The following is a 20,075-nucleotide window of genomic DNA, read 5'->3' as shown; positions in this document are numbered from 1 at the left end:
CCAAGCGGTAGTATGGTATCACCTTGAGACGTGATACTCGCCACGGAGGGCCGGCCATGATGAGACCCATATCGCTGAAGATGCCGAGACACCTCGCTCGGGAGGTCTCCGAGGCCGCGCGCCGGCGTGGCGTCAGCAGGTCGGCCCTGATTCGAGAGGCCCTCGAGACATTCCTGCGCAGGGAGAGGGCCGCGCCAACCGTTTCCGCTCTGTCCCGGGCGGTCGATCTCGCCGGCGCCTTTCCCGGGCCGGACGACCTTTCGGTGAATCCGGACTACATGCGCGGCTTCGGCCGGTGAACCCGGAGATCATTCTCGATACAGGCCCATTGATCGCCTTCCTCAACTCCCGGGATCGGCATCACGGTTGGGCGCGGGAACAATGGGCCCGGGTCGGACCCCCGTTCCTCACCTGCGAAGCCGTCATCGCCGAGGCATGCTTTCTCGCTCACCGTCTCGCATCCGGAGCGCCGGAAGCGGTGGTCTCGCTTGTCGAGCGGGGTGTCCTCGATGTGTCGTTCGGGCTGGCGGATGAGGCGGCTGCCGTCGCGCGGATGATGAAGAAATACGATGACGTGCCCATGTCCCTGGCGGATGCGTGTCTCGTCCGAATGTCCGAACAGCGCCCGGGAAGCGTGGTCCTCACTCTGGACGGCGACTTCAGGATCTACCGGAGAAGCGGACGCCAACCGATTCCGACTCGGATGCCCGATGCGTGACGCGGAGCACGATCATCGCGGTCCGAGACGCTGTGGTCAGCCGGCCGTGCCGTTGTGGGCCAGGAAGCGCTCGGCCTCGAGCGCGGCCATGCACCCCGTGCCCGCGGCCGACACCGCCTGCCGGTAGTAGTCGTCCATGACGTCGCCCGCCGCGAACACCCCCGGCACGTTCGTCTCCGTGCGCCACGACGTGGGCAGCCGCACGTAGCCGTTCTCCTTGAGGTCGATCTGGCCCTGCAGGAAGCCGGTGTTGGGGATGTGGCCGATCGCCACGAACATCCCGCCCACCTCGATCTCGGACGCCTCGCCCGTCACGGTGTCGCGCAGCCGCAGGCCGGTGATCACGTCGTCGCCCATCACCTCCTGCACCGTCTTGTTCCACAGGAAGCGCATCCTGTCGCTGGCGAACGCCCGCTCCTGCATGATCCGCGAGGCGCGAAGCTCGTCCCGGCGGTGGATCAGCAGCACCTCGCCGGCGAACTTGGTCATGTAGAGGGCCTCCTCCATCGCGCTGTCTCCGCCTCCCACCACGGCCACGACCTGCCCCCGGAAGTGGGGCAGGGCCCCGTCGCACACCGCGCACGCGGACACCCCGCCGCCGCTCTGCGCAAGCCGTTCCTCGCCCGGCACGCCCAGCCAGCGCGCGTTGGCCCCCGTCGCCAGGACCACGGTCTCCGCGAGGACCTCCTGTCCCTCGGAGGAGCGCAGGCGGAAGGGACGTCGGGAGAAGTCCACCTCGACGATGTCCCCGGTGACGACGCGGGTGTCGAAGCGCACGGCCTGCTTCTTGAAGTCCAGCATCATGTCGATGCCGCTGACGCCGTCCGGGAAGCCCGGGTAGTTCTCCACATCGGTGGTGAACATGAGCTGTCCGCCGGGGACCATGGTGCGGCTCCCCGCGCCTTCGTAGACGAGCGGGTTGAGGTTCGCCCGGGCCGCGTAGATGGCGGCCGTCCAGGCCGCGGGCCCCGAGCCGATGATGACCAGAGTCTCAGTATTCATCGTTATTCATCGTTCTGTATTGGTTTCTCGGTCTTCGTCCGGAAGACCGCTCGTTGCTGGTGATGAGATCCGTGCCGGGGGGAAGATATCACCCCTGTCGACCCGTCAGTCGAAGATCTCGTCTTCCCGGAAGCGGGTCCACGATGTGAACACGGGGAAGGGGGACGGTAGGGCGCCGTCCGGATCGTTCACCCGGAACCGGATCCGCTCCTCGTCGAACACGTCCCGGACCGAGATCGAGATCTCCTGAACCGGAATACAGTCGTCGCAGGGTGTGGTGAGCGTCCGTCGCGAGGGGGGCGCGGTGAAGACGAGTCTGATTTCCGCGCCGGAGGCGGACTGCTCGATGCGGTATTCGGAAGAGGAGATCTCCCACTCGTGGATCGCGTGGTTCCCTTCGGCATACTGCGCCCACAGACGCAATCCATCGAAGAAGTCGAGGATGACGCCCTTGCGGGGACTGCCGTCCACGTGCGGATCGAACTGGCGGAACGAGCGGTCGTCCAGCGCCGCCCGGATTTCCGCTTCTTCGATCTCGGGGACGGGCTCGAACGAGCCCTCCGAACCGCAGGCCGCTCCGACGAGCCCGATCGCGAGTATGGTGACCCTGCTCACAGTGCTTCTCATGATTCCCCGTGTTCGCGCGGTATGAACCGCTTCATACCGCTCCCGTACCCCAACGGGGAACGGGCGGTTCGCGGGGTCTGTGACGGGCTACGGCGACTTGTCAGGGGATGTGGTACTCGTAGACGCCGAACTCGTCGCCCAGTCCAAGGGCGTAGACCGTCGGGAAAGAAGCGGCGAAACCGCGGATCGAGGTGCGGTCGAACACATAACGCCCCGTGATGCGACCCCCGAGGTCGAGCACCCAGAACTCCCAGGGATTCACGTCGAGGCTTTGCGGGGATGCGGTCAGGAAGAAAGAACCCTCCCGGAGGGCACCCGGCGGGCTCACCCAGAATTTGCCGCCGCTGATGCGCCGACCGCCCCGGTCGACGAGACGGGAACGCTCCATCATTTCGGTGAAATCCCCACGCCATTCGGCCAGGACGTGCTCCAGTTCCGCGAAACCGACCTCCGCAGCGACCGACCCGTCCAGCTCATACAACCGTCCCTCCGGGATTGCCGGTTTGAGGACGGACAGCAGCCCGTCCCCAACATGATCGAGCGAGAGGCCGATATCGCCCGTCTCGGTGTAACTCCCGTCGCCGAACGAGCCCAGGCTACGGTCATCGATGTGGATGAGTTCAAAGAGGGTACCAGCCGGGCCCGGCGTCACAGCGAGCAGCGTGTCGGAGATGGCGGCCATATCCCGTAGCCGCCGGTCGAACCTGATCTCGTCCCGCATCTCGCGAGTCGCGCGATCGAAGAAGATGAGTTTTCCGTTGCCTTGGTCGAACACCGTTACCTGATCCGTCCCCACCGCAAAGTCCCGCAGGTTGCTTATCTCGCCAGGGCCTTCGCCCCTTCGGCCGAAGTAGCCGGCGAACTCGCCATCGGTAGTGAACTCCACGATCCTCTGGTCATCAATGTCGCGGGCAAGGAGGTGCCCGCGGACCGGGTCGAACTGCAGATCGGAAATTCGGCTGAGCCAGGCTGTCGCGGCCGTCGTGTCGTGACGGACGATCGTGCGGACGCGCTCAAGCGTGATCGGTCGCTCGAGCGAGGCGGACGCGTCGGCCTCCGCGCCGGAGCAGGCCGCCAACCCCGCGGCGAGGAACGGAAGCGTCCATCTGAAGCCGTTCGCAAGAATCATCCCCCCACCTCGATCCTGAAACGGACGACGCGTTCGACGCCGAGCGCGTCGCGGGTCACGGCCCATACGTTGTCGCCATCGAAAACCGGCTGCGGGTAGTCCGCGAAACCCTCCGGCGGCACCACCGCGCCCAGGTAGGTGCCGTCCGGCTCGAATACGTCGTAGCGGAGCGGGGAGGGCCAGGTCACCGGGTCGGAGCGGGGGTTGTCGGGATCGTAATCCTCGTTCTCCAGGCGGTAGGCGTCCGTCCAAACCCTCACCCAGATCCGGCCGTCCCGGCCGGCGATGAGGCCCCGGAAGGGAGGCTTCGTCTCGGGGATCGGGGGTCCGTTCCAGCTCCAGTCGGGCTGGGTCAGGCGCATGCTCCGCGTCGTGTCCTCGCGGTAGTAGCTGCGCTCGGCCTCCGACACGGCGACCGGCTCGTAGACGCGCTCGATGCGGAGCACGCCGGCATCGCCCTCCACATCGATGCGGTAGTCGGTCGACACGCCCGTCACGAAGTGTCCGTCCGGGTTCAGGGTCCAGTGACGCCGCGCCGTCAACGGAACGGGCGATGTCACGGAGCGTTCGAACATGGGGACGTAGACCTCGACGGCGGGAGGTTCGAAGTCACCGCGGGGCGGGACAAGCGTGTCTTGCTGCACGCCGTCGGCGCCCAGGACGGCCACCTGTTCGACGACGTCTCCGGGCACCGGACTCTGCGGTGCGGCGACGAGGATCCGGCCGAGCCGGTCCACGAACAGCGGCTTGAAGGGCAGGACGAAGGCCCCTGCGTCGTAGCTCCACGCCTCCGTCTCGTTCGGTTCGGGCCCATAGACCTGGATGCGCATGTTCAGGGGATCCTGTGCGGCGACCCGACCCCCGGGCAGGACTGCGAGCGACCCGGTCGTGCTCAACTCGCCCGGCCCCTCTCCCGGTCCCCCGAGAGTCTCGATGTGGGCACCGTCGGCGTCGAACCCGCGGACGTTGAGGGCCTGTCGGTCCAGCACGTACACCCGCCCGTCATCGTCCACCGCGATCGACCCGATGGCTCCGAAGAGAAGCTCCTCCGGTCCCTCCACCTCGCCGATCGAGAGCTGCGGAACCAGCCTGGCGGCGGCGCCCCACACGCTTCCCGACAGGGTCCGCACCACGGTGGTGTCGCCGCGGGTCTCGACCACGACGTCGGGACCGGCGCCGGAAGCCCCCGCTCCGGCATCACAGGCAGCGAGAGATGTCGATATGATGAGGCCGGTGAGTGTCCTTGGCGGCACGGGCTCTCCTGGGCTTCGCGCTCCACGACCCACTCCGGTCGCAACAGCTCGCCGTGCGCTGCCGCCTCCCGGTCCGGCGTGCAGATAATCTATTATAAACATAGTAGGGTGGCACCTGCGGCCGGCCAACCCGTGAGCGGCTGGAGCATGGTCCTGGGGCTCGAGTGTGGTCGCCCCTCGATCCGGTTCGGCATCGACCTGGACTTGTATCGCCTCAACGCCGAGGACTTCGTGTTCGGTAGTGCCGTGGGAGTTTCGAGTCTCCTGGCCCGGCTCGGGCACGAGTTCAGACTGGCGGGGAACGGCGGCGGGCCGTGGGTTGTCGTGGCGGCTCAGGCCGGCGTGGTCCGGGCTTCCCGAATCCCAGGATCCTATACGGCGATCCTGCACAGCGGGCGGCAACTTGCCTTCGACTGGGACGTCGCGGCGGGTGGCAACCTCCGCCTGGGGTTCCCTGTCTCATCGCGCTGGTCCGTGTTGTTCGATTTCGCCGTGCGGGCTAACTCCCTGTCCACGTTCGAACCGGGAGGGAGGCCCGGGCTCCGAACGCTCGTGGCCGTCCCGGTTCGTGTGGGCGCCCGTCTGGCCCTCTGAACGCTCTCGGGAGAGAGGCGATAGCGTCTCCGCGCGCCCGCGATCAAGCCTCCGCGGTGGACGACACCTCCTCCTCCCGCGCGGCTTCTGCCTGCCGTTGCCGAACCGCTTCGGCGCGGGCCAGTGCGTCGTTACGCGCCTGTCTTAGCGCGATCATCACATTCTTGATCGAAGGCTCTCCGTCCGGGAACCTGTCTGGGGCGTGCGTCGCATCCTTCGTCATCGGGTCTCTCCCGGTAGAATAATCTCGGCGTCCTAACCCTTCTCGCGCGCCTGCGTGCGGCGCGGCCGGAACCTCCCGGATGCGCCGTCCGAGGGGAGGCAACGGCAGGATGTCAGCACTCTCCGACGCGGCGACGAGGGTCGCGAACCCGCCCGAAGTGTCGTAGACCTGCCATTCGTCGGCAACGGGGCGGTACAGTTCGACGAAGTTGCTCCAGCTTCGCTCGAACCGGCGGCGGGCGACCGTTTCGGGGATGTCGTGGCCGCCCTCGCTCACGCGCTGGGCGACCCGCCTGACGACGTGATCCGCCGAGGGCAGCCGGAGGTAAACCATACGGATCCGGTACCCCTGCTCTCTCCACTTGACGAGGCGGCGCGCGTAGCCCCGGCCGCTAAGGGTCGTCTCGAACGCGAAGTCCCTCCGCTTTGCCGCGTACGACTCCATCCGCTCGAGCGCGATCCTCCCGGCACGCTGCGCGGCCGCGTCGGGCGCGTCTGGATTCAGCTGCGCCGCGATCATGTCGCCGTTTACGAAAGGAATCTCCGACCCCGCGAATTGTAGGTATCGTCGCGAAAACGTTGTCTTGCCGGCCCCGTTGGGACCGGCGATGGCCAGCACCTTCATGGATTCCCCTGTAAGTTGGCTGCACGGATCAATACGGACGCGCGGCCCAAGCGAGGTCGAGCAGTTCCCCGTCGTCGATGGCCAGCTTCCGGCCGATCTCCAGGAGTCGACCGCGAGAGATCGCCTCTTGGCGAAACGCTTCGATCACCAGGCGCACGATCTGGGCGCGCAAATGACGGTGGCCGTCGGCATCCCTCGCGCCCGTCCTTCCCGGCTCGCCCAACAGTCGGATGTACCGGTTTCCGATGTCCCTCTGATCCAGGAGCGCGGCAGACTCCGCAGCTGAGGTGTGTTTGAGACTCTTCAGCCGCGAGAGCGCCGCCTCGAAGCCGACCTTGAAGTGGCGGGCGATCTCCCCAACATCAGCGTACGTGATCCGTTGGGATCCGGGCCGCTCCCGGACCACGGCTCCGGTCACGACATCGTTAGCCACGTCGAAGAAGGCGCGGGTGTGTCGGCTGGGACGGCCCTTGCCGATCCGCCGCAGCCGCTCCGCGACACCCCCCGGCGGCATGATGAACGCGGCGGCGAAGGCGTTCGCACGAGTTTCGCCTCGCTCGGACGCGTTGTCCCGCCGCGACGTGACCACGGTCCGGGAGCGGTCGAACAGCGCGTGCGCGTACTCATGAGCGTAGGCGAACCGCTGCCGCACCGGGCCGTGCCGCCGGTTGACCATGATGGCGAAGCCCGCGGCCGCGTGGTTCACGAACAGCCCCGAAAGGCTGTCGGGCAGGTGAGTGGCCGCCGTCCAGATCCCTTGGTCGTCGACGAGGTCGGCCATATTCGAGACCGGCGTATCGCCGAGTCCGAGACGCCGGCGCTCTTCCCGCGCGATGGCCTCGCCTTGCCGGATGGCGTCGCTCGCGGATGCAGTGCGCGCGGCGTAGTTCGGAACCGCCGGTTCGACGGCCCCGCCCAGCAACCGCCGCAGCGATGCCCCCTCCCGGCACAGCGTCGCGCCAAACCGCACCGCGTGGCCCACCTCCGGATCCCGCGCCATCTCCGGAACAGCCCGGCGCAGGACGTGAATCATATCTTCCGGTCGCGGCTCATCGTCCGACGCGAGGAAGTACGAGGCGGGGAACCCGTACAGGTCGATGAGTTTGGTGAGTTCCAGCGTCGAGACGTTGCGCGTGCCACCCTCCATCTTGCTCAGCGACGTGCGCGGCAGTCCCAGCGCATCCGCCACCTGCTGCTGGCTCAGCCCGCACTCCTCCCGCGCCCGGCGGAGTCGCCCAGCCAGCCGTGCCCCGGTGGTCATGGCGTCACCTTCTCGCCCCTCTTCCCTTCGCTACTGAACCATCGCCGTCGCCGAGCGACGAAGGCCGCCAGCCTAACGTTCAGTTATCGAACTAACAAGGATGAACACGTTGCGTGATGTTCCTAAGGATCATTCTCGTCCGCCCCTTCAGCTCCGAGGTCCGACCCGGGTACGGCGAGGAGCGTGACGCGCCCGACCGCTTGGCTCGAGTCTTGACGATGGCGCATCTGCCGGGGGAATATGCCCTGCGCCAAATCCGATACTGGTCTGTGCCGGGAGATCCATCGGCGCCCGGACCGGTCGCGATTCGCCCACAACGCCAAGAGCGCAGCATCAACTCAACTTCCCAGCCCGCCCCGAGTGCTCATGGACGTATTCGACTTCCGTAACCGAGTCGTAGAGGACTACGGAGCTTACGTCCGCAGCTTCATCACGATTCGCGATGAGCGAGTCCACCAGAAGGTGAAGGAGGAGATGGAGGGCGGTTTCCTCTGGCCCGCCCCGCTCGTCCAATTGAACCCCTCGTTTCAAGATGGGGACCGGCTCAAGAATCTCGTTGCCGAAGGACTCCTGCACCCGGAATGCCTGAAGATCTTCCGCGCAAAGCAGGAGGATGGTGCGTCCGGGCCGCCGTTTCAGCTGTATCAGCATCAGGTCGAGGGGATTCGGGCCGCCGCTGCGGGAGACAACTACGTCCTGACCACCGGCACCGGATCCGGGAAGTCGCTCGCCTACATCGTCCCCATCGTGGACCACGTAATGCGTCGCGGCAGCGGCCGGGGAATCCAGGCCATCATCGTCTACCCGATGAACGCCCTCGCGAACTCCCAGATCGGCGAACTGGAGAAGTTTCTCCACCGCGGCTATCCGGAAGGCCAGCCGCCCGTCACCTTCGCCCGCTACACGGGCCAGGAGAGTGCCGAGCGGCGAGCTGAGATCATCAAGGATCCACTCGACATTCTCCTGACCAACTACGTAATGCTCGAACTCGTGCTCACGCGTTTCGGTCATAACGAAGAGCAGCTTGTGTCTGCGTCGCAGGGCCTTCGCTTCCTCGTACTGGACGAACTGCACACGTACCGGGGCCGACAGGGTGCCGACGTGGCCATGCTGGTTCGACGAGCCAGGCGGGCGTGCAGGGCGGATCGGCTGATCCACATCGGGACCTCCGCCACGCTTTCCTCGGGAGGGCCGTGGCCGCAGCAACAAGCAGAGGTCGCTCGGGTGGCGAGCGGTCTCTTCGGTGCCGAGGTAAAGCCGGACCGGGTCATCGGTGAGACGTTGCGCCGGGCGACCAAGGAGGCGGACCTGACAGATCCGTCGTTCCGGGTGGCGCTGGCCGACCGGGTACGCAGCGGCACCGCCCCTTCCGTACTGCAAGACTTCCTGGCGGACCCGTTGTCCTCGTGGATTGAGTCGACACCACCGATCGGCTGTTCAGCGTCTGGCGCATGATCGAGAGGACCGGCTTCGGCTGACGCCACCCCCGGCTCTCACGCTCTTTCGCTCTTCCGAGGACAACGCCGGGACCGGTGTCTCCCGGCGCCAAATCACGCCCCCTCAAGCCCCGCCCGCCGAGCGAAGAACCCCGCATCCCCGCCTCGGCGCCACCCAAAAACGGCTTCCCGGCAGGCTCTTCGGCCCATAATCCGCCACCCAACGTCATAATGATGCCTCGCCAGAGCTACGCGCTTGTTTTGGGACTAGGCGCCCGAGTCCATTCGCGGACGAACGACCGATCTCTCGGGGACACCTCTTGGTGCCTTGGCTCCGGCCGAAGCGGCTCGACCTCGGGACGGCCGGAAGCTCCCGCTTCTCAGCGCCGGCGGTTGTGCAACGTCAGCTGGACTACGTCCTACAAGACTTCAGCAGGGGGCCAGTGCGATGGTGCCGATACCCATGCCTCCGCGTTGCCCTGATCACCCCAGCCGCGCACACGGCGGCATGCGCATTTGTTGCTTGCCTCCTGCTCCCATGCGATGACCTCGAACTCGTGAGCAGAGAGGTTCATTTGAATTCGTTCGAATGGGGGGGCGAAGCGTCCCGTCACCCAGCCAACGACATAGCCTGCCGCCAGCGCACCCGCGGTCGTCGTGAGGTAACCCACCGTGTTGAGCTGAGGGACTTCCTCCCAGTAGGCACTATCTGGTTTGCCGCCCGGGTTCGCCGCCTGGGCCGCCAAGCGCCGAGACTCGCGTTCCTGCTCGGACATGAGTTCTTGCGAAACTCGGCGCGGATTCACGATCCCACGGCACACGGCGCAAGGATCCGCCGGCAGCCAGCGGAGGAGCTGCACCACTTGGCCACGAACGACTCCGTCGCTTCCTTCCAAGGCAACACCGCAGTCGATCGCGGGGATCAGGTAGCGCACCACCAAGTCGCTCAGCGCGAGCCGACTGTGCTGCTGATCTGTACACCCCATGACTACGTCTGCCTCTACAAGCTTGTCGACAGCGAGTTCCTGAGGAAGCGCTCCGCGGATAGCTACGACTTCGCATTTCCTGTTGATTTCGTTCACGTGATCTCGGGCAATCTCCGACTTCCACCTACCCGTATCCACATCGGATGCCCAACTGCCGTGAACCCGTTCGAGATTGGAGGCCTCAAGGTTGTCGGGATCCACGATGATCAGCCTGCCCACGCCAGCGCGGGCCAACACTTCAATGGCCGCAGAGCCCGTCCCACCAGCCCCCACTACGCCGACGGTAGCCTCCCGCAGTCTGCGTGCCGCCTCGTCGCCAAACGCGGCGGCAAGGCGGGCGACGGTCTCAAAGTCGCCGGCGTCACATCCATCCTCAGGATTGATATGAGCCGGTTCGGAGTCGGACGAAAACCGCGCAACCGGGTGCCATCGGCCGGCATGGAACACACGCCCACCGAACACGACTTGGCCATTGATCACGGAAACGATCAAGCTGACGTACGGTCTCCCGGGAGCAAACCCGGAAAGGTAGTCTGCAAGGTACGTGTCCATGTCGTCGTCGATCAGACTCGGCACGGGCGGGCAACCCTCTGGATGGCTGTGAACAACACCAACCGCCAGCGGGTGCGCCTCCGCATGGAGTGCGATACGCAGCGTATACGGCTCCAGGATGGCTACGTGGTCAACTCCTTCATCTAGTTCTGCAGACCTCGGCGCCTCGATACTCGCCAAGGTGAGGGCCAAGGTGTCACCCGTGTCGCGCCACCCGAACCTAACGAACGTGGCCCACTCTCTCGTCGGGTAGCGAGAGAAAACCAAGCGGAGTAGCTGCTGGCGTTCGGGATTGCTCATCCGGACGACGACGCTGCTTACTCCCGTGCTGTTCAGTTCAGATGGGCGAGCCATGCGATCAACTGATCCAGATAAGTGTGAAATCCGTGGCGGTTCGGGTCCCAAGGTGGGCCTCCTCCTCCGCTGTGGGGATGATAGCTGGCGAGCTGCCATTCGCGGCCACCGGCACTGATGAGACCCTGGCTGTTCCGTCCACCCTTGACGAGCTCAAGGAAAGGGGAGCCCACAGGTAGGCCGGCCAGATCGATGATGCCTCCAGGGTACCCGCTGGGTACGGGTACGACGACATCTGACGCGGCCGGAAGACCTTTTTCCTCCCCGGCGGTTGGAACGTCGAGATAAACGACAACGGGTCGCGTGCCGGCAACTAGTTCGGCTACCTGCCCACCTTCTGCCAAGACGCGGAGTTCGCGTGTTATCCGATCGTGGTTCATCAACCCCCCTCTACGATCCTCCTCGTCACGAGAAAATGATCGTCATGCTTCACTTCGATCTCGTCTTTCACTCCGATCTCAGGCTTCTCGGAGCCCTCGTCACGTCGAACCACCGCATTGTCCGGGGGAACGTCCACGAGAAGCGCGATGTCCCCTCCGGTCATCCGCGGCTTGACCCCGTCGCCCTCGTCGAACTTGCGACGGTTGACGTAGATGTTCAGATGGCTCTCCACCGCTGCCATTTTGTCCCTCCTTGTTTCCATCCGTAGACTACGGTATACTTGATCGTAGCGGACGCTACGACACCGTAGAGTTACGGTATACGCATCGTGAACACATGTCAAGGGAATACGCCAAGAACGTGCAAGGGCTTCCCGAACGCCTCCGACAAAACCGCAAGATGCGCGGCCTAACGCAAGCTGAGTTGGGCGCCAAGGCTGGGATTGCTGCGGCGTCCGTCTCACACTTCGAGACCGGACAACGTGCGCCGTCCGTGGCGTCTCTCGTTCGTTTGGCCGATGCCCTTGAGTTGAGCACCGACACGCTTCTCGGCCGTGGGTCCGCGAATTCCACGATGCGGGTCGACCCCATTTTTCTCCGAGCGTCGCGATCGAGCGCGAAGACTCTCGACTTGGTCAAGAAGGTGACCGAGGCCTTGATGGATGAATCCCAGGAGAAGTAAAGAGTTCGTGCTGGTGGCGGCTATGGAGGCCAATCGGATATCGGAGGGCGCATGATTTCTCCCGAGGGTCGTAAGGCGATGTCCCCTGAACGGCGGCGCGATGCCGAGGACAAGATTGTGGACGACCTCGAACAGATGAAGCGAATCCTCGAAGAGGCTCGACGGACGGTCAAGCCGATCGTCAAACGCGAGTTGGCGGCCGAGGTTATCAGTGTCGAGCTATTGAACACCCGGCTTAAGAATGCTCGTCGAACCTGACGGACACAAATATCCAAGCCAGAGAATTCGAGTCCATCCGCTCGACGGCGAGTTCCACGCGCTGTTTCGGGAGCCAGTTGGACCAGTTGACTCCGTGTGGCCTCCCCTCCAGATGAAGTACATGGATGTCTATCTGAATTCTCTCGGCTGCAGAACGATCGTACACGAACGCCACTACATCGACCGGCATTATATTGAAGATTTCGCGCTTTTCTACGCTCGCAGCCTTCGCAATTATCCCAATTTCTGTCAACGACTCCATTTTTTTTCTTCCGAGTTCGATGAAGAACAATGGTCTGGCCTCGTTGAGAGGGTCAACATGGGAGATCGCAGTGCGATTGAGCAGCAGCTAGCAAAGCAGTATCTGGGTTTCATGGTAGTGAAGCCACTTCCCGGATCTCCGATTGGCCGAACAGTTCTCAAGACGTTTGGGCCCGACGCTGCGGACGGAAGGCGGCGCAGGTTTGGTGCGACTCGCTCATATCACGTCAACCTCGCCGGCCTCTCTTTGTCGGTCCAGGGTCTAGCCTTCCAGCAACAGGATCGGGGCGTGAGTGCTTGCGCCACCACCGCCCTGTGGTCTGCTCTTCAGTGCGCGGCGCCGCTGGAGCACTTTGCTTCGCCGACACCAGCGGCGATAACAGAAGCCGCCTGCCGCTATATGATCCCAGATGGGAGAGCTCTACCATCTGAAGGTCTAAACGTAGAACAGCTTTGTGAAGCGACTCGCACGAGCGGCCTTGCACCTGTGTTGCTTCGCTCGATGTCACCGCTTGAAGACAAGGGTCATCTCGCTACCTATTTGCAATCGGGTTTCCCCGTCGTACTGGGGATTGTGCCGTTTGGAGAGGGCGAAGCTCACGCTGTGTGCGGCGTAGGTCTTCGTTTGGGGGAAGTTATGCCGCGGACCGATCCAAACGTGAACTACGCCGATGGATCGAGCGCAGTGCAGGGACTCTACGTGCACGATGACCGGCTTGGCCCGTACGCATTTGCTTGGCTAAAGGGGACGACCGTTAACGGAAGGGTGACAACATCTCTGGAACTGCAGTGGCCTGATGACCGGCCCGCCGAAGAATGGCGACTGTTCGCCATGTTAATCCCTGTTCCACTAAAGCTGCGACTGTCGGCCGGTAGGCTTCGAGCGCTGGCTCATGAGATAGCCGAAGCCGTTGCCGTGAGCATACCTGTAGCTGAGGATCTGGAGGTGCATACGCGGTTTTCCAGAGGTGTTGCGTATCGTGCGTCCGCTTTTGGTTTTGGTCTTTCTTCGTACGGATTCCATGCGCTCACGAATGAGATTGTCTTGTCACGGTATGTAGGAGTAATCGAGTTAGTAGCACGGGACGGTCCTGTCGCCGACGTCATACTCGATGCTACCGAAACGAGCCTTAATCCAGCCGTCTTGGCGATCGTGCGCCGAGAGGGAGTTTCTCGTGCGCAGGGAGCGCCACTTCTATTGCTTGCGAAGCTTCTCGGCACAGCGGCAATCAGCTAGCAGCTAGCCAAGGGTCTTGTCAGACAAGACCTGATTGGTGTGTGACGGAGGTTCGGTACTCACCCACGGCTTTAGGGCCGATTGCTTGCGCGGGCCGTCCGCTTACGGTTTCGTTGACGCATGAGCGGACGAGGGCGGGACCAGGGCCCGGAAGTACGGAACGGGGCCGACTCCAGGGCGGCGGGCGGCTCCGCTGCGGACACCCGCCCCGGGCGGCCGGTGCTGCGCTCCATCCTCGGAATCGGGCTCCAGCGCTGGCTCCGGTTCGGTCTCGGGGTCGCCGTCTTCATGCTGGCGAACACCCTCTACCTGCTGGCGAACCGGCTCGCGGACGGGCTCGGGCTCGAGTTCTTTGCCGTGGGGGAGAACTCGCTGCCCAAGCTGTTCCAGACGATGGTGCTTACCCACACCGGGGTGGGGCTGCTCTTGGCCGCGATCATGTTCGGGTTCCTCGCCGCTCACCTCCCCACGGTCTGGAAGCGAAAGCACCGCGCCTCCATTCTGACCGGGATCGGGATGGGGCTCGTGGGCGGCATCCTCGTCCTGACGGGGCTCTTCATCCTGACCGCGGCCGCGAGCCGGGAGAACAACTGGGCGTGGTGGGCGCACGTGGGGAGCGCCGTCCTCATCGTCTCCGCCTACGCGGGGCACCGGCTCGTGAGCTACGCCCGCCCGCCGCGCGTCCGGGCCCGCCGCTTCGCCCTCGCGACCGGCGCCGTCGTCCTCGTCCTCGTCGCGGGGCACAGCCTCACACACCGCGGACTCCAGCTCACCCCGGAGGCCGAAGCCGCGCTCGCCCGGGGTCTCAACGAGGGGCCGGGGGGCCGGGACCGGGACGTGTCCCGCTTCGTCGAGGCCGACTTCGTGCCGCAGGGGCTGGTCCCTCCGACGAGCCCGTTCTTCCCGGCGGCGACCACGACGAGCACCGGTACCTATCTGCCCTCACGCATCATCACCCGCACGGGAGCGGGAGATCTCGCGGCGCAGGCGGCCCGGGAGCGCGCGGCGCGCGTCCGCTCCGAGGTCGAGCGGCGGGGGTTCGCGGCCGACGAACTGATTGGCGCCACCCAGTGCGTGCGCTGCCACCCCGATGTGACGGCCCAGTGGGCGACTTCGGCGCACCGCTTCGCCTCCTTCAACAACCCCTTCTATACGGCCACGATCGAGAACATGCGGAGTGAGTCGCTCGAGGCGGGGCCGGACGTGATCGCGCACCTGCGGGAGTTCGGGCTGGAGCCGGACGCGGCGGGGCGCGTGAAGAGCAAGTGGTGCAGCGGGTGCCACGACCCGGCGCTCATGCTCGCCGGCGCCATGGATGCGCCGATCGACCCGGCCACCGTCGAGGCGCAGGCCGGGCTCACCTGTCTCGCCTGCCACGCGATCGACCGCATCCACGACAACACGGGCAACGGCAACTACAACATCGCCGACGAGCAGGAGGACCCGTACCTCTTCGCCGACGCCGAGGCGGGCACGCTGGGCGCCTACCTGCACGACGCCGCGCTCAAGGCCAAGCCGTCCGTCCACATGGACCAGCTCCTGAAGCCGGTGCATTCGACGTCGGAGTTCTGCGCCACCTGTCACAAGGTGAGTCTGACGGGGCCGGTGAATAACTACCGCTGGCTGCGCGGCCAGAACGAGTACGACGCCTGGCACGACAGCGGAGTGGCGCGGAACGCCTCGCGCACCTTCTACCTCCCGGCGGCGGCCCGGGTGTGCCAGGACTGTCACATGCCGTCCGAGGAGGCGCCGCTGGGCGACGTGTCGGCCGAGAACGGGCGCGTGCGCTCACACCGCTTCCTGGCGGTGAACACGGCGCTCCCGTTCCTGCGGGGGGACACCGCGACCCTGCGCCGCATCGAGGACTTCCTGCGGGATGAGAAGCTGCGCGTCGACATCTTCGCGATCCGGCGGGGCCCCGGCGACGAGCCCGAAATGGGGCTGGATCTGTCGCCCCCCAGCGTGTCTCCGGGGGAGACCATCACCTTCGAGGTCGTGGTCCGGAACCAGGGAGTGGGGCACACCTTCCCCGGCGGGACGAACGACTCCAACGAAGGCTGGCTCGAGTTCGAACTGGAGGATGACGGGGGACGGCGGATCGCGATCAGCGGCGAGATCGGGCCGGACGGGCACCTCGATCCCGACGCGCATGTGTTCAAGGCCGTGATCCTCGACCGCGAGGGGCGGCCGATCCAGAAGCGGAACGCGCAGGACATCCATGTGACGGCGGCCGTCAACGTGATCGGCCCCGGGAACGCGGATGTGGCCCACTTCCAGGTGACGCTGCCGCCCGATCTCCCGGTGGGCTCGCTGACGGCGAGGGCGCGTGTCCTGTGGCGGAAGTTCGACCGCGCCTACACCGAGTTTGCGTTCGGGGCCAACCCGGAGGGGTTCGCGGAGTTCGACGACGTCCCGGACCTGCCGGTGACGGAGATCGCCCGTGACGAGGTCGTCATCGGAGTCGGGGGCCGCGTGGATCCGGTCTCCGCGGACGACCAGGGCGAGCAAATCTGGGTCCGCTACAACGACTACGGGATCGCTCTCCTCAGGGAAGGGAACACCCGCCTCGCGGAGCGCCCGTTCCAGCGCGTGGGAGAACTCTTCCCCGGCCGGGTGGACGGGCCGCTGAACCTCGCGCGCATGGCGTTGCGCGCCGGCAACCTCGATGACGCGTTCGACAACCTCGGGCGAGCCGAGACCATCAGCCCGGGAGACCCTCGCGTGGCGTGGGTGTGGGGCGGGGCCCACCAGGAGGACGGGGTCTACGATGCTTCAGAGGCGGCCTACGTTGCGGTGCTCGACGCGTTTCCGGAGGATCGCGAGGCTTGGTTCCAACTCGGGCGCACGCGATATCTTGCCCGCCGGTATGAGGAGGCGGTCGAGGCGTTGGACCGGACGCTGGCCATCGATCCCGAGCACCGGCAGGCGCACTATAACCGTATGCTCAGTCTGCGGGCGTCGGGGCGTGACGAGGAGGCGGCGCTGGCCGAAGCGGCGTTCGAGCGCTACCGGATCGACGAGGCGGCGCAGGCGATCACGAGGTCCTACAGGGCGGAGAACCCGGGCGTGAACCTCATGGCACAGGACATCCACACGCATGAACTGCGGCCCGCGGGCGGCGGCGGAGGTCCATGAGCGCTCACAAGACCGTTCTCCTCGTTGCCGTTCTCCTCGCTCCGGCGGCGACTTCCTGCGGTCCGGGCGGGGCGGAGCGCGAGGAGGCTCCGGCCTACACCGAGACGCGGCCGAGCTTCACGGAACGCACGGGGGATGACGCGTCCACCGCGATCCGGTTCACCGACGTCACCGCCGCGGCGGGCATCGACTTCGTCCACGCGACCGGAGCCTTCGGCGAGAAGTGGATGCCCGAGACGATGGGGAGCGGCGTCCTCGTCCTCGACTACGATGGAGACGGGTGGCCCGACCTATTCTTTGTGAGCAGCACCGGCTGGGAGGGGCACGCCGAAGACTGGGGCGCCACGTCCATGCTCTTCCGCAACCTCGGCGACGGGACGTTCCGGAACGTGACGGTAGAGGCCGGACTGGGGCGGCCCATCTACGGGATGGGAGGGTCGGCGGCCGACTACGACGCGGACGGAGACACGGATCTCTACGTGACGGCGGTCGGCGACAACCGGCTGTACCGAAACGACGGGGGGCGCTTCACCGATGTGACCTCCGAGACGGGGACGGCGGGCAGCGCACCGGGCGCGGCGGATCCGGCGTGGTCGACCGCTTCGGCCTGGTTCGACGCGGACCGGGACGGCTGGCTCGACCTTCTCGTGTGCAACTATGTGGACTGGACCCCGGAGACCGACCTCTTCTTCAGCCGCGACGGCGTGAACAAGTCCTACGCCACCCCCGAGGAATACAACGGCGAGTCCTGCCGTCTCCTGAGAAACGAACCGGGCGGGAGCGGCTCCGACGCCAGCCCCCCCGCGCGGCGGTTCCGGGACGTGACGGCCGAGTCGGGTCTCGACAACCCCGACGGAAAGTCTCTCGGTATCGTGATCGACGACTTCACCGGGGACGGGCTGCCGGATATCGCGATCGCGAACGACACTTATCAAAACTTCCTGTACGAGAATCAGGGGGATGGGACGTTCGTCGATGTGGCGCTCGATGCGGGCATCGCGTTCGACGAGTTCGGGCGGGCGCGCGCGGGGATGGGGGTGGACGTCGGGGACATCCTCAACCGCGGGCAACTCTCGATCGCGATCGGCAACTTCTCGAACGAACCGGTGTCGCTGTTCACGCAGATCCAGGAGGATCTGTTCCAGGACCTGGCGGGGGCCGCGCGGCTCACGCGCTCGACGCTCCTTCCGCTGACGTTCGGGCTCCGCTTCGCGGACCTGGATCTGGACCGATATGTGGACCTGGTGCTGGGGAACGGCCATATCGAACCGGAGATCGAGGCGATCCAGGGGGACGTGACCTTCGCCCAGCCGCCGCAGCTGTTCCGGAACAACGGGCGCGGGGGCTTCGCCGACATCGGCAGGCTGGTGGGCGGCGGGTTCGACCAACCGATCGTGGCGCGGGGGGTGGCGACGCTGGACTTCGACCGCGACGGGGACCTGGACCTGGTGATCTCGACGAACGGGGGTCCGGCGAAGCTGTTTCGGAACGACCTCGGGCCCGGGCCCGGCTGGGTGCGGGTGCGTCTGGCGGGAGCGGCGCCCAACCTCGGGGCGGTCGGTGCGACGGTGAGGGTGTTCGTCGGGGACGCCGGGCAACGGTTCGTCGTGTCCACGGCATCGTCGTATCTGTCGCAGTCCGAGGCGAACCCGGTGCTGGCGGGCCTCGGCGGGGCGCCGCGGGCGGACAGCGTGGTCGTCGTGTGGCCGGCGGGGGGTCGGAGCGTGGCCGGGCCGGTCGAAGCCGGAGAAGAAGTCCTGGTCTCGGAACTCACATCCCCCACACGGTGATGCGCTTGCCGTCCGGGGCCGTCCGCGGCTCGCGGAAGATGCGCTCGTCCCAGCTTCGCGTCTCGCGCATGTCGAAGATCACGAGGTGTCCGGCGTCGGTGTCGGAGATGTCCATGTAGGCGGCCGTCTGCTCCAGCCCGCGCTCGATGGTGCGTTCGCGGCCGCCCCTGAGCAGCTTGCACTCGACCGCGAACCTGTCGGCCCGGCCCGTCTCCCGCGGCCACACGACGAGCAGGTCCACCCGGCGGCTCCCGAGCGCGTACTCCCGCTCGATCCGCCCTGCCGCGTTCACGATCCGGTGCAGGAACGCCTGCAGCACGAGCTGCGGTCCGGCCTCTGTGTACTGCGCCCGCTTGATCCAGTGCTCCGAGTTCTCGCGGAAGAACTCCTGGAACGCCGCCAGCAGCTTGTCGAGGTCGAGACGTCCGTCCGCGTCAACGTACGATGCCGTTCGCCGGGGGATCTCATCCTGGAGAACCCAGGTCAGCTCCCTCGGCACGACCTCGGCATAGATCGGGTTCGCGATCCGGAGGGGGGCGTCCGGAGCCACGAGCCCCAGATCGCGCACGTACTCGCGGTCGCGGTCGGAGTACGTCGGCGTCGCCACCGCTGAGGAGCGGCTCGATGACGCGGCGCACGCGCGGCTCGCGCAGCTTGTCGGCCAGCTGGTCGATGTGGGTGTCGCGGCGCAGGATCAGCGCCTCGCGCGCCTCGAACACGTCGGCCTCGGAGAGGGGCCGGTCACGGAGACGGAGCGCCTGGTGCTCGAAGCACAGCTCCCGCGCGAGCGCGTTGACGAGCCACGGCTGGCCGCGGGTCTGCTCCCACACGGCGTCGAGCGCCTCGGGCGCGAACGCCTGCCCGGTCTCGGCGGTGTGCTGCCCGAGCAGGTTCCGGACTTCGGTCTCGGTGAAGTCGCCGAGGCGCAGCGACTCGGCCTTGATGTTGAAGGCGCTGCCACCCGCGATCACCTCTCTCTCGGAACTTGCATGGATGCGGTAGTCGCGCACGTCTCGGATCCCGCACAGGACCACGCTCCCCGGGAAGTGATCCGGGCGACGGACGTAGCCGGCCCGCAACTGGCGCAGCACGGAAACGAGCGAGTCTCCCACGAGGGCATCGATCTCGTCAAGGAGCAGGACGAGCGGACGCGGATCCGCAGTGCACCACCGGGCGAGGAAGTCCCCGAGGGCGCTGTCGGGCCGGGCGGTGGCGTCGAGGGAGGACGCGGCGTCGGCCGTAGCGGCATCGCCCAGCGTGTAACGGGCCTCCATGGCGATGCCGTCGAGGATGGCCCCGATCGCGCGGCCCACGTCCTCGCGGGCCGTCTGCGCGGGTTCCACGTTGACGTAGGCGCACCGGTAGTCGCCCTCGGCGCCGCCGTTGAGCAAGTCCCGCAGGGCCAGCAAGGCGGAGGTCTTGCCCGTCTGTCGGGGAGCGTGGAGGACGAAGTACCGTTCCCGGCGGACGAGAGCGAGAACCTCGGCGAGGTTCAGCCGTTCGAGCGGCGGAATGCAGTAATGCTTGTCGGCCCGTACCGGCCCAGCCGTGTTGAAGTCGCGCATGATCCCAA

The 20,075-nt window shown here is 66.1% G+C and carries 19 protein-coding genes; 9 read left to right on the top strand and 10 right to left on the bottom strand.

Annotated elements, in window-relative coordinates; genetic code table 11:
• The first annotated feature begins 56 nt into the window (after positions 1–56).
• Positions 57–299 carry a ribbon-helix-helix domain-containing protein gene (locus ACOQPP_RS06585; RefSeq protein ID WP_420636098.1) on the top strand — a complete coding sequence of 81 codons (243 nt, stop codon included), beginning with the start codon at positions 57–59 and terminating at the stop codon, positions 297–299.
• Positions 296–718: a type II toxin-antitoxin system VapC family toxin gene (locus tag ACOQPP_RS06580; protein ID WP_420636097.1), complete on the top strand. Its 423-nt coding sequence runs from the start codon at positions 296–298 to the stop codon at positions 716–718. Before ACOQPP_RS06585 ends, ACOQPP_RS06580 begins: the two co-directional genes overlap by 4 nt.
• Before the next feature lie 36 nt (positions 719–754).
• Here ACOQPP_RS06580 and trxB read toward each other — a convergent pair whose 3' ends face one another.
• The 4 genes from trxB to ACOQPP_RS06560 all read right to left on the bottom strand — a co-directional run bounded on the left by trxB (position 755) and on the right by ACOQPP_RS06560 (position 4,729).
• Positions 755–1,720: a thioredoxin-disulfide reductase gene (gene trxB, locus ACOQPP_RS06575; protein ID WP_420636096.1), complete on the bottom strand. Its 966-nt coding sequence runs from the start codon at positions 1,718–1,720 to the stop codon at positions 755–757.
• 105 nt (positions 1,721–1,825) lie between these two features.
• On the bottom strand, positions 1,826–2,347 hold the full coding sequence (locus ACOQPP_RS06570) for a hypothetical protein (RefSeq protein WP_420636095.1): 522 nt from the start codon (positions 2,345–2,347) through the stop codon (positions 1,826–1,828).
• Positions 2,348–2,447: 100 nt separating this feature from the next.
• Positions 2,448–3,476, bottom strand: coding sequence for a 6-bladed beta-propeller (locus ACOQPP_RS06565; protein ID WP_420636094.1), 1,029 nt, complete (start codon positions 3,474–3,476; stop codon positions 2,448–2,450).
• Entirely contained in the window at positions 3,473–4,729 is a 1,257-nt protein-coding gene (locus tag ACOQPP_RS06560; protein WP_420636093.1) for a 6-bladed beta-propeller, read from the bottom strand. The genes ACOQPP_RS06565 and ACOQPP_RS06560 overlap by 4 nt, the downstream gene beginning before the upstream one ends.
• Positions 4,730–4,861: 132 nt before the next feature.
• On the opposite strand from ACOQPP_RS06560, the gene ACOQPP_RS06555 reads away from it, so the two are divergent.
• Positions 4,862–5,323 (top strand): hypothetical protein, encoded by a 462-nt coding sequence (locus ACOQPP_RS06555; RefSeq protein ID WP_420636092.1) that lies wholly within the window; start codon positions 4,862–4,864, stop codon positions 5,321–5,323.
• Between the two features lie 43 nt (positions 5,324–5,366).
• Here the strand turns inward: ACOQPP_RS06555 and ACOQPP_RS06550 are convergent, their stop codons facing one another.
• Both ACOQPP_RS06550 and ACOQPP_RS06545 read right to left on the bottom strand, forming a co-directional pair.
• A complete protein-coding gene (locus ACOQPP_RS06550) occupies positions 5,367–6,170 on the bottom strand; it encodes an AAA family ATPase (protein ID WP_420636091.1) in 804 nt (267 codons plus the stop codon).
• A gap of 28 nt (positions 6,171–6,198) precedes the next feature.
• A complete protein-coding gene (locus ACOQPP_RS06545) occupies positions 6,199–7,431 on the bottom strand; it encodes a helix-turn-helix domain-containing protein (protein WP_420636090.1) in 1,233 nt (410 codons plus the stop codon).
• 366 nt (positions 7,432–7,797) lie between these two features.
• On the opposite strand from ACOQPP_RS06545, the gene ACOQPP_RS06540 reads away from it, so the two are divergent.
• Entirely contained in the window at positions 7,798–8,886 is a 1,089-nt protein-coding gene (locus ACOQPP_RS06540; protein WP_420636089.1) for a DEAD/DEAH box helicase, read from the top strand.
• Positions 8,887–9,286: 400 nt separating this feature from the next.
• Here ACOQPP_RS06540 and ACOQPP_RS06535 read toward each other — a convergent pair whose 3' ends face one another.
• Together ACOQPP_RS06535 and ACOQPP_RS06530 are read right to left on the bottom strand one after the other, a co-directional pair.
• Complete coding sequence (locus ACOQPP_RS06535; protein ID WP_420636088.1) at positions 9,287–10,759, bottom strand: ThiF family adenylyltransferase; 1,473 nt, start codon at positions 10,757–10,759, stop codon at positions 9,287–9,289.
• Between the two features lie 379 nt (positions 10,760–11,138).
• Positions 11,139–11,381 (bottom strand): hypothetical protein, encoded by a 243-nt coding sequence (locus ACOQPP_RS06530; protein ID WP_420636087.1) that lies wholly within the window; start codon positions 11,379–11,381, stop codon positions 11,139–11,141.
• A gap of 95 nt (positions 11,382–11,476) precedes the next feature.
• Here ACOQPP_RS06530 and ACOQPP_RS06525 point away from each other — a divergent pair, with 95 nt between their 5' ends.
• The 5 genes from ACOQPP_RS06525 to ACOQPP_RS06505 all read left to right on the top strand — a co-directional run bounded on the left by ACOQPP_RS06525 (position 11,477) and on the right by ACOQPP_RS06505 (position 18,502).
• The gene (locus tag ACOQPP_RS06525; RefSeq protein WP_420636086.1) at positions 11,477–11,821 is read left to right on the top strand and encodes a helix-turn-helix domain-containing protein; all 345 of its coding nucleotides are present in this window, start codon (positions 11,477–11,479) and stop codon (positions 11,819–11,821) included.
• A 51-nt stretch (positions 11,822–11,872) separates the two neighbouring features.
• Positions 11,873–12,079: a hypothetical protein gene (locus tag ACOQPP_RS06520; protein ID WP_420636085.1), complete on the top strand. Its 207-nt coding sequence runs from the start codon at positions 11,873–11,875 to the stop codon at positions 12,077–12,079.
• 121 nt (positions 12,080–12,200) lie between these two features.
• A complete protein-coding gene (locus ACOQPP_RS06515; protein WP_420636084.1) occupies positions 12,201–13,577 on the top strand; it encodes a hypothetical protein in 1,377 nt (458 codons plus the stop codon).
• Between the two features lie 120 nt (positions 13,578–13,697).
• The gene (locus ACOQPP_RS06510) at positions 13,698–16,712 is read left to right on the top strand and encodes a tetratricopeptide repeat protein (RefSeq protein WP_420636083.1); all 3,015 of its coding nucleotides are present in this window, start codon (positions 13,698–13,700) and stop codon (positions 16,710–16,712) included.
• Positions 16,709–18,502, top strand: coding sequence for a CRTAC1 family protein (locus ACOQPP_RS06505; RefSeq protein WP_420636082.1), 1,794 nt, complete (start codon positions 16,709–16,711; stop codon positions 18,500–18,502). Before ACOQPP_RS06510 ends, ACOQPP_RS06505 begins: the two co-directional genes overlap by 4 nt.
• Here the strand turns inward: ACOQPP_RS06505 and ACOQPP_RS06500 are convergent.
• Positions 18,483–19,001, bottom strand: coding sequence for a hypothetical protein (locus tag ACOQPP_RS06500; RefSeq protein ID WP_420636081.1), 519 nt, complete (start codon positions 18,999–19,001; stop codon positions 18,483–18,485). The genes ACOQPP_RS06505 and ACOQPP_RS06500 overlap by 20 nt on opposite strands.
• The gene (locus ACOQPP_RS06495; RefSeq protein ID WP_420636080.1) at positions 18,967–20,067 is read right to left on the bottom strand and encodes a hypothetical protein; all 1,101 of its coding nucleotides are present in this window, start codon (positions 20,065–20,067) and stop codon (positions 18,967–18,969) included. The genes ACOQPP_RS06500 and ACOQPP_RS06495 overlap by 35 nt, the downstream gene beginning before the upstream one ends.
• Between the last annotated feature and the right edge of the window lie 8 nt (positions 20,068–20,075).

The organism is Candidatus Palauibacter sp., from assembly GCF_965222475.1.
Taxonomy (GTDB): Bacteria; Gemmatimonadota; Gemmatimonadetes; order Palauibacterales; family Palauibacteraceae; genus Palauibacter.
The sequence above is the reverse complement of the archived record's forward strand: the minus strand, read 5'-3'. Positions and strand labels throughout refer to the sequence as shown.